General features: G+C 46.7%; 13 protein-coding genes and 1 tRNA gene. 8 read left to right on the top strand and 6 right to left on the bottom strand.

Annotation, left to right across the window (positions count from 1 at the left end; translation table 11 throughout):
• Window positions 1-135 precede the first annotated feature (135 nt).
• On the top strand, window positions 136-525 hold the full coding sequence (locus CWM47_RS08070; RefSeq protein ID WP_100987501.1) for a hypothetical protein: 390 nt from the start codon (window positions 136-138) through the stop codon (window positions 523-525).
• A gap of 99 nt (window positions 526-624) precedes the next feature.
• On the opposite strand, the gene CWM47_RS08065 is transcribed toward CWM47_RS08070, so the two are convergent.
• A complete protein-coding gene (locus CWM47_RS08065; protein ID WP_100987500.1) occupies window positions 625-1,077 on the bottom strand; it encodes an FKBP-type peptidyl-prolyl cis-trans isomerase in 453 nt (150 codons plus the stop codon).
• A 243-nt stretch (window positions 1,078-1,320) separates the two neighbouring features.
• Window positions 1,321-2,286, bottom strand: a complete 966-nt coding sequence (locus CWM47_RS08060) for a sugar phosphate isomerase/epimerase family protein (protein WP_100987499.1) — start codon at window positions 2,284-2,286, stop codon at window positions 1,321-1,323.
• Window positions 2,287-2,553: 267 nt separating this feature from the next.
• On the opposite strand from CWM47_RS08060, the gene CWM47_RS08055 reads away from it, so the two are divergent.
• Both CWM47_RS08055 and CWM47_RS08050 read left to right on the top strand, forming a co-directional pair.
• Window positions 2,554-2,952: a PadR family transcriptional regulator gene (locus tag CWM47_RS08055; RefSeq protein WP_100987498.1), complete on the top strand. Its 399-nt coding sequence runs from the start codon at window positions 2,554-2,556 to the stop codon at window positions 2,950-2,952.
• A 37-nt stretch (window positions 2,953-2,989) separates the two neighbouring features.
• Window positions 2,990-3,514, top strand: coding sequence for a hypothetical protein (locus tag CWM47_RS08050; protein ID WP_100987497.1), 525 nt, complete (start codon window positions 2,990-2,992; stop codon window positions 3,512-3,514).
• Window positions 3,515-3,597: 83 nt separating this feature from the next.
• On the opposite strand, the gene proS is transcribed toward CWM47_RS08050, so the two are convergent.
• Window positions 3,598-5,070 (bottom strand): proline--tRNA ligase, encoded by a 1,473-nt coding sequence (gene proS, locus CWM47_RS08045; protein ID WP_100987496.1) that lies wholly within the window; start codon window positions 5,068-5,070, stop codon window positions 3,598-3,600.
• A gap of 248 nt (window positions 5,071-5,318) precedes the next feature.
• On the opposite strand from proS, the gene CWM47_RS08040 reads away from it, so the two are divergent.
• Window positions 5,319-6,647 (top strand): pilus assembly protein, encoded by a 1,329-nt coding sequence (locus CWM47_RS08040; RefSeq protein WP_100987495.1) that lies wholly within the window; start codon window positions 5,319-5,321, stop codon window positions 6,645-6,647.
• A gap of 171 nt (window positions 6,648-6,818) precedes the next feature.
• Window positions 6,819-8,399 carry a hypothetical protein gene (locus tag CWM47_RS08035; protein WP_100987494.1) on the top strand — a complete coding sequence of 527 codons (1,581 nt, stop codon included), beginning with the start codon at window positions 6,819-6,821 and terminating at the stop codon, window positions 8,397-8,399.
• Between the two features lie 50 nt (window positions 8,400-8,449).
• Here CWM47_RS08035 and CWM47_RS08030 read toward each other — a convergent pair whose 3' ends face one another.
• The 3 genes from CWM47_RS08030 to CWM47_RS08020 all read right to left on the bottom strand — a co-directional run bounded on the left by CWM47_RS08030 (window position 8,450) and on the right by CWM47_RS08020 (window position 10,812).
• On the bottom strand, window positions 8,450-8,956 hold the full coding sequence (locus CWM47_RS08030; RefSeq protein WP_100987493.1) for a shikimate kinase: 507 nt from the start codon (window positions 8,954-8,956) through the stop codon (window positions 8,450-8,452).
• Between the two features lie 69 nt (window positions 8,957-9,025).
• Window positions 9,026-10,168, bottom strand: coding sequence for a BT_3928 family protein (locus CWM47_RS08025; RefSeq protein WP_100987492.1), 1,143 nt, complete (start codon window positions 10,166-10,168; stop codon window positions 9,026-9,028).
• A gap of 83 nt (window positions 10,169-10,251) precedes the next feature.
• Window positions 10,252-10,812, bottom strand: a complete 561-nt coding sequence (locus CWM47_RS08020; RefSeq protein ID WP_100987491.1) for a DUF1599 domain-containing protein — start codon at window positions 10,810-10,812, stop codon at window positions 10,252-10,254.
• 83 nt (window positions 10,813-10,895) lie between these two features.
• Here CWM47_RS08020 and folP point away from each other — a divergent pair, with 83 nt between their 5' ends.
• The 3 genes from folP to CWM47_RS08005 all read left to right on the top strand — a co-directional run bounded on the left by folP (window position 10,896) and on the right by CWM47_RS08005 (window position 13,413).
• Entirely contained in the window at window positions 10,896-11,756 is an 861-nt protein-coding gene (gene folP / locus CWM47_RS08015; protein ID WP_100987490.1) for a dihydropteroate synthase, read from the top strand.
• Window positions 11,757-11,820: 64 nt separating this feature from the next.
• Window positions 11,821-11,893 (top strand) — tRNA-Lys (locus CWM47_RS08010).
• 233 nt (window positions 11,894-12,126) lie between these two features.
• Entirely contained in the window at window positions 12,127-13,413 is a 1,287-nt protein-coding gene (locus CWM47_RS08005) for a metal-dependent hydrolase family protein (protein ID WP_100987489.1), read from the top strand.
• Window positions 13,414-13,492 lie beyond the last annotated feature (79 nt).

The following is a 13,492-nucleotide window of genomic DNA, read 5'->3' as shown; positions in this document are numbered from 1 at the left end:
CAGCTTGCAGTTTTGATGATTTGACCGTTCGTTCAAAAGTCGAATCAATTGGAAGATAATCGTCTGGAAGGGACTTATCTTCCGTCAAAAGTCACACCAATCATTAAAATAGTCTGATTCAGGTCAGATTAGCGTATGGAAGATTTTACATCTGAACAACTCGATGGAATAGCAACGGCATACGGTAACATGGCACGTTCATTAAATCAGTTTCAGGCCCAGCATTGGTCTGAACTTACCCACGAGCAGCAGTTAGATTTAAATGCATACCAGAATAGCCTGCTCAACCGGGCGCAGGATATTCAGACCCGCATTTGCCGACCGGCTTTTACGAATGCAGATCATATGGCAAATCAAATACTGGAAGCTACCGACAAGGCCCGTACAACCATACAGAAAATGGAGAATCTGCCTGTTGCCATGAACGTTGGTGCTATTACCGTAGCACTTGCCGCTTATGCGGCCCGGGCCAACGCGCGGGGCATTGAAATCGCGTTGCGGGAATTGAAGGAATTGATAGAATAGAAACAAAAAAGGCGTAAGCAGCTGGTTGACAGAGAGTACGACAAAGCGTATTCCTATCGAAACCCATTACTTACGCCTTTTTTATAGGCTTTGCTTCTGTTACAAGATTAACCCTGAGGGCGACTTTACACCAACCAGTTCAATATCAAACGTCAGATCCTGTCCAGCCAGAGGATGGTTGGCATCAAGGGTAACATTTGTATCTGTCAACGAGCGGATAATAACCGGAATAGGCCGTGGATTACCATCTTCATGCATATTCAGGGTCATTCCCAGTTCGAGCGGAATATCAGCCGGAAGATCCGACCGTTCCAGTGTAAAAATCATATCTTCGTTGGCTGGCCCATAGGCATCGTCAACTGGAATACTGATGGTTTTCTTTTCGCCCTGATTCATGCCCGTTACGCCATCATCGAAGCCTTTTATCACTTGGCCACTACCAACAGTAAACTCCAGGGGCGTACGTCCTTCCGATGAATCAAATACAGTTCCATCACTCAGGGTGCCGGTATAATGTACCTGAACGGTGTCGCCAGATTTTGCTTGTGCCATATTATTTTCTTGATTATTATCTTGTTTGTGGTAAAATGCATGCGTAAAAGTACCGGAACTTCCGGTAAAAATTCGTCTATACGCTAACTTTTGACCAACTACCGACTAAGGCCAAAAGTTCAAAATTTACCCAACAATACGTATATAAAACCCGTCATTATCGATCAGTCAATCCGAAAAAAGCTGTTATTTCAGTACAAACGATTGTGCCCTATTAACATCTAATTTCGTTGAATAAACTGATCAACTAACCACCTTTTTCAAGTAAGCATAACTTGTTGTAATACTTTCAATAGGCGTAGCGGCCATATCCTGTTCGACAAAAAAGTATTTAAGTCCGGCTGTTTTAGCAGCAGCAAAAGCGCGTTTAAAATCTACCACCCCATTGCCTACTTCTGTAATCGTTTTCAGATCAGCCTTAATGTCTTTTGTGTGCCACAAGGGAAAACGGCCCGGATGTTCTTCGAATAATTTGACCGGATCTTTACCCGCTTTAACAGCCCAGGCTAAATCCAATTCCATCTTCACCAGATCTTTATCTGTTTGCGATAGAATTAAATCATAAGGTGTCTTTCCACCCTCTACAGAGTCGAACTCGGTGGCATGGTTATGATAGGCAAAACCAATGCCAGCCTTTTTACAGGCTTCGCCGGTTTTTTGGAATACCTCTATCGACTTCTGAATTTCGTCCAGCGTTGACACGGGTGTACTGGCGCAAACTAAATAAGTAAGCCCACCTTCGCCCGCTTCGTCAACGAGTTGCTGGTAGTTATCCCGGAGGTTAAGCATGGGAGGCATTTTTGAAAAATCCATTGCCGGGCGCGGTGGCGTTTGTCCGCCAGTGGCTGCGGCTGTTGTGCTGGCGGGTGGCGTTGGTCGTGGCCGGAACGGAGCCCCACCGGCATGGTGTGCCCGCCAGGTCATACCCAGGCCTTCTACCAACGATTTGAATTCTTTCGCTTTATAGCCGTAATAGCCGCCCTTCAGACTAAAAGCCGATTCTACTTCCTTGTAGCCTACAGCCGCCACCTTTTCAAGCGTTCCTTTCGGATCATCACTCATCGGCCGAAACAACGTGAACAGTTGAAGGCCAATTGGCCGGGGAGCCAGCGATGGAAAAAGGGTTTCGGCTTCAGTAAGTTGTGGCAATACAAGTCCAGCCAGCGTTAAAGCCCCGGTATCGCGCAAAAATGAACGTCTGTTTTTCATGGAAAGTAACGAGTTATCTATAGGATCATTCCTGCAAAACTGTTCAGCAACGTTTAGTATTCCAATTATTTGTAGCTAAATCACCTTTTTTTCGGGTTCAACGCCCATTTAAACGGGTCTAACCAAGGGTAACCTAATGAGACTAGTCAATTCTATGTTTTTCTGGCCAATGGCCAATTCCGTCAAATAAAATCTTTTTTAATTGTATATATCGTAATCTTATATATAATTTACAGTAATTATTTAATCCATTTGTCTTTTTTAAGCATGGAATCTTCAGGAAACGAGTTTTTAAGGGGAACTTTAAAAACCATCATTCTAAAACTGCTTTCAGAGCACAGTTCTTCCGGTATCAGGCATTCCGGTCACGATGAAGCCCGGCAGGGCAGGATGTATGGCTATGAAATTACCCAGGCGGTAAAAGAGCGAACACAGGGCGAAATTGTTCTTTCATTTGGTGCCTTATACCCTGTTTTGCACAAACTGGAGCAGGAAGGCTTACTGACAACAGAAACAGAAGAAGTAGAAGGTCGACTCCGCAAATATTATACGCTTACTCCGCAGGGCAGTCAGGTTGCTGTTCAAAAAGTATCTGATTTTGAGCGATTTATGGTTACTATGCGAAATCTGCTCCAATTACCCAACGCTTTAGCAACAGGCCATTAATCAGTAATCAAACAACAAGCATAACTGAGATAAAGTCATGGAAAAACTCAGCCCGCAGCAACTGTACACGTTGCATAATCACTTGATTCATAGCGGTTCCACCGATGCCCTGATTGACGAATTACTTGACCACCTTGCCTGCGAGGTAGAACAGTATATATGGCTAGGTCTCCCCTTCGAAGCGGCCATGAATACCGTTCTGGAACAAGCTAATGTAAAAGCAGTTCGTCACCTGCGTGAAACGTACCAGATCGAGTTAGCCATGACTGAAGATCAGCTCCGGCAAGCCAGTCTGGATGATATTGTATTTGAGTTTCGCAACAAAGCCTACGGTGCCTACGATCTTCGACGGGCCTACCCTACTACCCTTCGAAATGCGTTCATTATGGCTATTAGCCTGTGTATGATGTTAATGGCTATGGTCGACGGCGTTAGTCGGGGAAGCTGGTCGTATGTAAGTACGGGCGGAGTTGTGTGGCTAATCGGGCTGAGTGGCGTCACGTTTGCCGTGGGTAACTGGTATCTTCAACACCTACGGCAGCAACAGTTTTCTGTTCGTTAATAGTATCAGTCACTTAAATGAAGACGCCGTGACCCGTTTCAAACGGGTCACGGCGTCTTCATTTAAGTGACCAACTTCTCCGTTTAATAAGCGCGGGCAAACACCACGCGTCCTTTTGATGGTTTGCCAGAATAAACGTCTACACCCTCTTCAGCTTCCTGATCGAAGGGAATGCAACGGATTGTCGCCTTGGTAGCTTCTTTAATAGCCTCTTCGGTTTCGCTGGTGCCATCCCAGTGAGCCAGCAAAAAGCCGCCTTTTTCGAGTTGTTCCTGAAACTGCTCAAAGGTGTCGACCTTAAATGTATTCTCCTGACGGAAGGATTTGGCTCGGTTATAAATCGTTTCCTGAATATCGTCAAGCAGGGATTTAATGCGCTCAGTCAATCCATCGAAGGGGACCGTTTCCTTAGTTTTTAAATCACGACGGGCAATTTCGACCGTACCGTTTTCCAGATCACGGCCACCCATAGCCAGCCGAACCGGTACACCCCGAAGTTCGTATTCCGCAAACTTCCAGCCGGGTTTGTTGGCATCAGAATTGTCGTACTTAACCGAAATACCTGCTTTTTTCAATTCCTGAACCAACGGTTTGATTTTGGCGGTAAGTTGTTCGAGTTGTTCGTTAGTACGGTATATCGGCACGATGACCACCTGAATAGGGGCCAGTTTTGGTGGCAGTACCAGACCATCATCGTCGGAGTGCGCCATAATGAGTGCGCCCATCAACCGGGTCGATGCGCCCCAGGATGTACCCCACACATAGTCCAGTTGGTTTTGTTTGTTCAAAAATTGAACATCGAAAGCTTTAGCGAAATTTTGACCCAGAAAGTGCGATGTAGCTGCCTGGAGGGCCTTTCCATCCTGCATCATGGCTTCGATACATAACGTATCATCTGCCCCGGCAAATCGTTCGTTGGCCGTTTTGCTGCCTTTGATCACGGGCATCGCCATCCACTCTTCCGCAAATGTCGCATAAATGTCAAGCATTTGACGCGTCTCAAACTCAGCCTCCTCACGGGTGGCGTGGGCCGTATGTCCCTCCTGCCACAAAAATTCTGTCGTGCGCAGAAAAATACGGGTACGCATTTCCCAGCGCACCACGTTGGCCCATTGGTTAATGAGCAATGGCAGATCGCGGTACGATTGAATCCAGTTTTTATAGGTACTCCAGATCACCGTTTCCGATGTTGGCCGCACAATAAGCTCTTCCTCCAGCTTGGCGTCGGGATCAACGATAACGCCAGAGCCATCTTCGGCATTTTTAAGACGGTAATGCGTCACAACGGCACATTCCTTGGCAAAACCCTCCACGTGGGAGGCTTCCTTGCTCAAAAATGATTTGGGAATAAACAATGGGAAATAGGCATTCTGGTGGTCGGTTTCTTTGAACATATCGTCCAGAGCCCGCTGCATTTTTTCCCAGATTGCGTAGCCATACGGTTTTATAACCATACAACCTCTCACCGCCGAATTTTCGGCCATGTCGGCTCTCTTAATTAACTCATTATACCACTCGGAGTAGTTTTCACTACGGGAAGGAAGCGATTTTGCCATGCATGAACGGGTCATAAACAGACATCGATTACCAACACCAGCTAGAATGCAAAGTATAGGCTCTCAGAGGACTATTTACAACTTTATTTTAAATGGGATTAAACCTTTACTAACAATTTGGAATCTAATACCTGTGAACTTGCAAAGATAGGTTTTTAGTCTATTTTTGTAATCAAACACGTGATTCCTGTGTTATATATTGAAACAGTTCTCAATATGAGCCTTTATTACACCAATTCTCTGGCCAAATGAAAACGCAACCCTTATATCGCTATTTATCACTGGCTGCGCTGATGGGCATCTGGAGTTGTAGCTCCAGTCAAAAAACAGCGCAGAATGCCGGTGAAACGGATGATTTGTATGGTAATTCCGGCAACGCAGCCGTGTATGCCAGCAACTCGTCTGACTACTCTTCGGTTGCTCCGCAAAACTCGCGGCAGCAACAACGGCTCGACCGTCAGCAGCAACGTTCACGTAATGCCAACCCGGATTACGTCGATGACCAGCAATACAGCACGAATAACAGCTCTAATACCGATGAATATTATGCGGATTTGAGCGCCCGCAAGTTAAACCGGGGTCTGTCGCCCGATCCGGGCTGGAATGATACGGGAACGAGTGCTTACAACTCGGGTTTCGCAAATGGCTATAATTCTGCTATGACATCGGCTTACAGCTGGAATCGCTGGGGTTTCAACAACACCGGTTTTTATAGCGGTCTCGGCCTTGGTTTAGGCATGGGTGCCTTTGGTGGATACGGTGGGTATAATAGCTTCGGCATGGGCTTCGGCAGTCCTTTCTATTCTCCCTATTATGGCAGTTCTTTCGGATATTCGCCATTCGGATATGGATATGATCCCTTCTATAGTTCGTATGCCTACGGTGGATTTGGTGGTTACGGTGGCTACAGCCCATTCTATTCACCTTTCTATAATAACTACTACGGTGGCTATTACGGCAATTCGGGCTACATCAACAATGGATATGTAACCGGTGCCGACCCGTATCGCAATCGGACATACAATCGGACAAATGACCGTTCGGCAGGACGCTTCAATGCGCCCTTCGACAATACGGCTCGTACATATAACCCAAATGGTGGTCGCAGCGCCAATACAGGCTCAGCTACCAACCGTGGAAACAGCGATGGGTATTATGCTCGTCCAAGCAATGGTAGCAGCCGAGGGTCGTATTATTACGACAACAGTTCGAGTGGAAATGGACGTTCTGGCAACACGGCCGCCACGGCACCTTCCTACAACAGTAACTCGGGCAACAATACCTACTATGCTCGCCCACGCGAAAGTAGCCGGGGTAGTTACACGCCATCTACCGGAACCAGCGGGTATAGTAATGGCAATAGCGGACGAAGCGGCTATCAACAACAGGCGCAACCCAGCTATCAACAGCCTTCGTATCAAAGCCAAAGCCGGGGCAGCTTCCAGCAGTCGCAACCAAGCTATAGCGCGCCAAGCCGTAGCTATAGTGCCCCTAGTTACAGTGGTGGAAGTGGCGGGGTTTCATCCGGCGGAGGTGCCAGTCACTCCAGTGGTGGTGGCGGACGTGGTCCACGATAGTTTTTTAAATTTTTATAAAAAAATCCCCGCTAATTAGGACAATTAGCGGGGATTTTCGTTTTGTATTTGTTGCGCTGGCTACGAATTTGTTAGATACCCCATTAAACGTTCTGACGTTTAGTTGTTCTAAGCCCTATAACCGTAGTACACGCCACCAATCGCTTTATAAACATGAACAAACAGTTCTTTTTTTCAGTAGCCCTTGTGCTATTATCACCACTGGCATTTGGTCAGGGGGCCGCTTTTGATTATGCCGATGATGCCTTCCGGTATTCTGATTTCGGGCAAACGGGTACTGCCAGATTTCGGGCTCTTGGCGGAAATCATGCCGCTCTTGGTGGCGATGCCAGCAATCTGTTTGGCAATGCCGCTGGCTTAGCCTTTTACAACCGCTCTGAGTTGAGCATAAGCCCAACGTTTACGTCGGTTAACAACCAAAATTCGTTTCTGGGCCAACAGACAAACAGCACAGGGGGCAAACTAAGCATAGGTCAACTGGGCTTGATTCTGGCGGGCAAATCGGACAGAGGTGGACGCTGGCGCCGAACGGCGTTCGGGGTTACCTACTCACAGTCGGCCAACTTTTTCGATTATACGAATGCCCGTGGATTGAACAACAACCCAAACTCGTCTATCGCTCAAACGTACGCCAACGCGGCTAACAGTGCCCAATATAGTGAAGCCGAGTTGAGTGATGGTTTTTTCCCCGGCGATCGAAGTGCTGATTTTAGGGAAGCGGCTGCTTACGGCTTATTTCTGATCAACCCTACCGACCTGGGTACTAATGGTTCCGGGCCACCATACACTCGTTTCGATGCTACAAAGCAAAAAGACCAGCGTGCGACGCTCAGCCGCTCGGGAGCACACTCCCAGTGGTCGATAGCTTATGCCGGGAATTTAGATGACAAGCTTTACATAGGTGGTTCTATAGCGTTAACTCGCTTGAATTATTCTTCCGAATATATTTTCCTGGAAAGTCCAATCAATGGCACTGTGTTCTCAAATTATGGTCAAACCAACAACTTGAGTGTAAAAGGAAACGGAATCAATGCTACCCTTGGCTTAATATATAAGTTAAGCTCCGATTTGCAGATTGGTGCTACAGTCGTTACCCCTACTTTTTCAAGTGCGAATGAAGCGTTTACTCAGACACTTTCGGCTGTTACCCTAAGTCCAAATTCAGCAAACATTACGTTGAAGGCGAACAGTGTAGATGTACTCGACCCATCCAACAACTTTCAGTATTCACTGCAAACACCTTTGCGGGCATCAGGTGGTGCTACCTATTTTCTTGGTAAGGGCAAAATTGGCTTCCTTACTGCAACGGCTGAGTATGTTGGCTATCAGGGAATGCGGGTGCGGACCTCTGCCTTTACAAACCAGCAGGACAATGTTGACTTCAGAAATGATGTGAAAGGATTTGTTCAGGAAACGTATCAGAACGTTGTGAACTTACGGGCGGGTGCTGAAATCAGAGCAGGTTTTCTCAGGCTGCGGGCGGGTGTTGGTTATATGCCAAGTCCTTATAAAATCGCACTTGATCGGGTGGCAAAAACAGACCGCGACAAATTACAGTTGTCTGCAGGGTTGGGCGTTCGCAACGACCGCTTTTTTGCTGACCTGTCAGGTACTTACATGACGTACAAATCTGGATTCACTCCATTTCAACTACCAAACGATGTGGATACGCCAACATTAGCGACTACTAACAAAAGTACAAATGTGATGCTTTCGTTTGGTGTGTTTTTCTAAACGATCAGCTCTAAACGTAAAAAGGCGGCCACATGGCCGCCTTTTTACGTTTAGAGCAACTTGCCTATTCGTCGCAGAATTTCGTCCTCCGTTGTCTCTCCGGAAATCGTGACATGGGCCTGGGAGTAGATTGGATATCTATGTTCATGCCGCCCTCTTAAAACAGCGGCTAGTTGAGGATCGGCAGCATTGTTAAGAGGCCGATCTTCCTGGGCGTGGGCCGTTATCCGCTTCACAAGTATGTCTACGGGTACATCTAGAAACACGGATACCCCCGTTGCATTGATATAGTCCATGTTCTCATGAAAACAGGGCATTCCACCACCTGTCGACACCACGAAACTGCCGCCCGGCTTAATTGTTCGTAACACACGGCGTTCGGCCTCCCGAAAATAGGCCTCTCCCGACTCGGCGAAAATCTCGGCCACAGTCCGGCCTTCCTCCCGAACAATCAATTTATCGGTATCAATAAAACGGTAATGCAGGGCATCTGCAATTCGTTTACCCAACGTACTTTTGCCAGACGATGGCATGCCAATCAGGAAGATATTTTTCATTCGTAGTGAATTTAGTTAAATGGGTGAAATGGGTGTAATTAACCAATCTCAACAATACTCCCACTTCACCTACTTCACTAAATCCTTAATTTCGGCCGCATCCGGCGTTGAATTAAAATGCCATTTGCCCCGTACCACGCCATTGCTCAACAGCCAGGTGCCCGGATTGGAACGCATAATGGTTTTCAATACAGTGGCATCTGCTTTATAATAGGGAATCGACTCTAATTGAAACTCCTTCCGGAACGCCTTGATTTCATCATCGCTGGTTGACGTAAGGATGTATGGTTTCACCGTTGAACCCTGTAATCCCTCTTCTAATGCACGAATGGCAGGCAAACTGCCCGCATCAATATCTTTCGTGTTTTTAACGATGATAAAGAGTTTATTACCCACAAACGTTTCCTGCGTAAAATCGCCGGTATCGTCCCAAATGCGGTAATCGGTAATTTTTGGCTTGGCATTCTGATTCACCAGAATCATCTCCTTGAACTTGTATGTCGTATCGGATGGGTACTGCTCGAATTCTGATGTCTTCCCGTTTTTTTCCATCAGATACTTATACCGCAAGGGTTCTGAGGGCTTCATCCCCGCCGGAATGCTCTTCCCAACGGCATAGGGTAACATATCGATTGGCGGCAAAAACTCAACAGCATAAATACCCAGGCCCAGCGTCAGCACTATGGTCAGTCCAACCAGCCAGCCCGTATTACGGGAGCGAAGGCGATTTCGGTGACCAATGATGAACAGAATAAGCACCATCAGGACAATGTCTTTACTGAACGAGGTCCAGGGTTTGAGTTTAATGGCATCGCCGAAACAACCGCAATCTGTAACTCGATCGAAGTAAGCCGAGTAGAAGGTCAAAAAGGTGAAGAAAACGATCAGGAAAAACAGTAGCCAGACCGTCACTTTGGGCTTATACGATGCCAGTAAGGCCACCCCCAGAATTACTTCAGCCGCACAAAACAGCACCGACATGGCTAAAGTAAACGGCACCAGTGCCATAAAGAAATCATGCATGAACGGTAGATCCTGCGCAAAGACTTCGAAATACTCCTCAAACTTGATTTGTGTGCCAACGGGGTCGTTGAGCTTGATTAAGCCTGAGAATATAAACACGATACCGACCAGAATACGGGCGACACGGGCGGCAATCAGCATGGGGGGCGTGCCAGTTTTAATTTTAGGTTGCGATGTCGTTGGATTCATAGTACAGATATACAGTTAAGAATGAAGAGTTAAAAGTGAAGAATAAGACAACGTCTAGTCTGAAAGCCATGTACTTATACGCTTCATTTTTCACTCTTCATTTTTAACTCGTTTGTCATTTTTATCAAACAAAAAACGGCGTAGTTGATCATATCCATATAATTGGCATCAACGCCTTCGGATACCAATGTGCTGCCCTGATTGTCCTCAATTTGCTTGGTACGCAGGAGTTTCATCAAAATAATATCGGTCATTGAGCTAACCCGCATATCGCGCCACGCTTCGCCGTAATCATGGTTTTTGGCAAAAAGCAGTTCAATAACCCGGCCAATTTCGTGGTCGTATAGTTTTTCGAGTTCGTCGGTGGGAATCTCTGTGCGCTTGTCGGAAAGCAACTGCATCTGAATCAGAGCCATAACGCAGTAGTTGATAATGCCTACAAACTCGGGTTCAATCCCCTCTCCTACGCGGCTAACGCCCGTTTCCTGTAGAGTACGGATGCGCTGCGCTTTTATAAAAATCTGGTCGGTGATGCTCGACAGTCGTAAAATACGCCAGGCCGTACCGTAGTCCTGGTTCTTTTTCAAAAATAAATCTTTGCAGCGTTGGATAACCTGCCGATATTCGAATTCGGTATTATGCACGGTTTTCTGTTTACGGTCTTCAGTTTACCATCGTTTAAGGCTCGTTTACCGTATCCCAAAAACCGTAAACCAAAACTGATTTTATGCCGAAAGTTACGAAAAAAACACTGAACTGCCGGGGGCGGCTGGTCGATTTAGCCACACCCGCAGTGATGGGAATTTTAAACATTACCCCCGACTCATTCTTCGCCAATAGCCGCGTTTCGGTTGAAATGACCCTCGCTACTGCCGAACGAATGCTTCATGAAGGAGCCACATTTTTAGACATAGGAGGCTACTCAACCCGGCCCGGTGCGGCAGACGTTAGTCCGGACGAAGAAGCTGATAGGGTGCTGCCAGTTATTACAGCCATTCTGGAAAACTTCCCCAATGCGTTAATCTCCATTGATACATTTCGAGCTTCGGTAGCACGGCAGGCAGTCGATTCAGGGGCGTCACTCATAAATGACGTGTCGGGCGGCACGTTGGACCCGGCCATGTTCGGTACTGTTGCCGGGTTGGGCGTTCCGTATATTCTGATGCATATGCGCGGCACGCCCCAAACCATGCAGTCGATGGCAACTTACACGAACGTAACAACCGAAGTAATTGACGAATTAGCGATCCGATTGGCTGAACTTCGGTCGTTAGGCCAAAAGGACATCATCTTAGACCCCGGCTTCGGCTTTGCAAAGACACCGACACAAAATTTTGAGATGCTCAGTCACCTACAGAATTTCAACCTATTCGAGGAACCTGTACTGGTTGGCTTATCACGCAAAACAACTATTTGGAAAACCCTGAACATCAGTGCCGATGAAGCCTTAAATGGCACTACTGTTCTGAACACAGTCGCGCTCCATAAAGGGGCTTCTATTCTACGTGTTCATGATGTTAGGGAAGCGGTAGAAGCGGTAAAACTCACTGGTCAATTAACTTTTTTTTTTAACCAATACTTGCGTTAATGAAAACAAAAGCCTACTTTTGCATTCCCAAACGACGAACAGCACGTTTATTGAAACGGGAAATGATCTGGTAGCTCAGCTGGTAGAGCAATACACTTTTAATGTATGGGTCCTGGGTTCGAATCCCAGCCGGATCACAAAATATCAAAGCCGCTTAATTGAGCGGCTTTTTTTATGCCTATTTACTGGTTTACGCTTCTTTTTTTTACTTATTTTTGAGGGAACAGACTTTCTGCGAACTGTTCATTTTCCATAAACTGTCGTGCCTGTCTTCTTGCCCAGCCCCTGGTCAAACCGGACACATCGTTTAGCGCTGACTTTACTCAACTACTGCCTAAATTCTACCCAATACTTGTCTCTTAACTAGCTTATGAGGTTAAAACGCTATGGTCTTCGTTTTCTCATAGCCTGTTGTCTCAGCACAGGCGCATTCGCACAGAAGACCGCTCTGCTCTGTAAACGCTTAATTGACGGTACAGGAAAGATTGTCCAAAACGCAGCGATAGTGATTGAAGCAGATCGAATTATAGCGGTCGGCAGTAAAGACATTATACCGAAAGATGCCTCCGTTATTGATCTCGGTGACTTCACCGTACTCCCCGGTCTAATCGACGCCCACGTCCACCCGTTCATCGACAAAGACGATTATCAGATCGATCATTTACGGCGATCCTCGGCCCAGAAAGCTCTGGAAGGGTTAAAAATCATGCAGGACTTGTTGCAGGCAGGCTGGACAACGTTACGAATTGCGGGTGACGCCGATGTAGCTTATGCGCAGTTCGACATACGCAATGCCATTAACAAAGGCTTGTTTACAGGCCCACATATTTACGGAGCCGGACACTATATTTCCGTGACCGGTGGTGGTGGCGACATTAATTTCACGTCTTATGAGCAACCCATCATTGCCGACGGTTTAATTGCCAACGGGCCGGACGAAATGCGGAAAGCCGTACGGGAAGAGATAAAGCACGGCAGCGACTGGATCAAAATAATGGTTACAGGCGCGTTCATGACCGTTGGCGACAATCCACAGGATGTACATTTCAGTTCGGAAGAATTGACAGCGGTAATGGAAGAAGCCAACCGGCGACACAGGCCCGTTATGGCTCATGCCCACGCCACCGAGGGCATCAAGATGGCCGTTCGGGCGGGGGTTCGTTCCATCGAGCATGCTTCATACATAGACGAAGAGGGCATCGACCTCATGCTCAAAAACGGCACCTATCTGATCCCAACCCTTTCTGTTGACCTTTTCTTCCAGGAAAAATACTTCAACAGTAAAGCACTGGCGAAAGCCGTTCAATTAGGGAAGCACGAGAAAGACGAAAATACAAAGAGCAAAATGCTTTCACTGGCTATTCGAAAAGGTGTCAAGATAGGATTGGGGACCGATAATGTAGGTTTTCCAGCTACGTTTCCAGCCCGTGAATTTGCCGAACTTATCAAATTAGGCATGACCCCTATGCAGGCTATACAAGCAGGCACCAAGGTCAACGCCGAACTATTGGGTAAAGAAAAAGACCTGGGTACTATCGAAGCCGGAAAGCTTGCCGATATTATTGCGGTAAAGGGCGATCCATTAACTGACATTACAGAGCTTCAACAAGTGAAGTTTGTCATGATTGGCGGAAAGGTGGTAAAGTCAGACAACTAATTCTATAACTGCCTCCATTCTTTTATGTATCTGTTTTGAATAGACCTTTTCGGAACAAATAGAGTCAATTCTTAGTGAC

This window comes from Spirosoma pollinicola (assembly GCF_002831565.1).
Taxonomy (GTDB): Bacteria; Bacteroidota; Bacteroidia; order Cytophagales; family Spirosomataceae; genus Spirosoma; species Spirosoma pollinicola.
This window is presented reverse-complemented; position numbering and strand designations above follow the sequence as displayed.

What these genes read in the sequence shown, in the direction of transcription:
- CWM47_RS08055 (WP_100987498.1), top strand. Translation starts at nt 2,554, where the DNA reads ATGGAATCTTCAGGAAACGAGTTTTTAAGGGGAACTTTAAAAACCATC.
- CWM47_RS08030 (WP_100987493.1), bottom strand. Translation starts at nt 8,956, where the DNA reads ATGAAAAATATCTTCCTGATTGGCATGCCATCGTCTGGCAAAAGTACG.
- CWM47_RS08050 (WP_100987497.1), top strand. Translation starts at nt 2,990, where the DNA reads ATGGAAAAACTCAGCCCGCAGCAACTGTACACGTTGCATAATCACTTG.
- CWM47_RS08040 (WP_100987495.1), top strand. Translation starts at nt 5,319, where the DNA reads ATGAAAACGCAACCCTTATATCGCTATTTATCACTGGCTGCGCTGATG.
- folP (WP_100987490.1), top strand. Translation starts at nt 10,896, where the DNA reads ATGCCGAAAGTTACGAAAAAAACACTGAACTGCCGGGGGCGGCTGGTC.
- proS (WP_100987496.1), bottom strand. Translation starts at nt 5,070, where the DNA reads ATGGCAAAATCGCTTCCTTCCCGTAGTGAAAACTACTCCGAGTGGTAT.
- CWM47_RS08070 (WP_100987501.1), top strand. Translation starts at nt 136, where the DNA reads ATGGAAGATTTTACATCTGAACAACTCGATGGAATAGCAACGGCATAC.
- CWM47_RS08035 (WP_100987494.1), top strand. Translation starts at nt 6,819, where the DNA reads ATGAACAAACAGTTCTTTTTTTCAGTAGCCCTTGTGCTATTATCACCA.
- CWM47_RS08005 (WP_100987489.1), top strand. Translation starts at nt 12,127, where the DNA reads ATGAGGTTAAAACGCTATGGTCTTCGTTTTCTCATAGCCTGTTGTCTC.
- CWM47_RS08025 (WP_100987492.1), bottom strand. Translation starts at nt 10,168, where the DNA reads ATGAATCCAACGACATCGCAACCTAAAATTAAAACTGGCACGCCCCCC.
- CWM47_RS08060 (WP_100987499.1), bottom strand. Translation starts at nt 2,286, where the DNA reads ATGAAAAACAGACGTTCATTTTTGCGCGATACCGGGGCTTTAACGCTG.
- CWM47_RS08065 (WP_100987500.1), bottom strand. Translation starts at nt 1,077, where the DNA reads ATGGCACAAGCAAAATCTGGCGACACCGTTCAGGTACATTATACCGGC.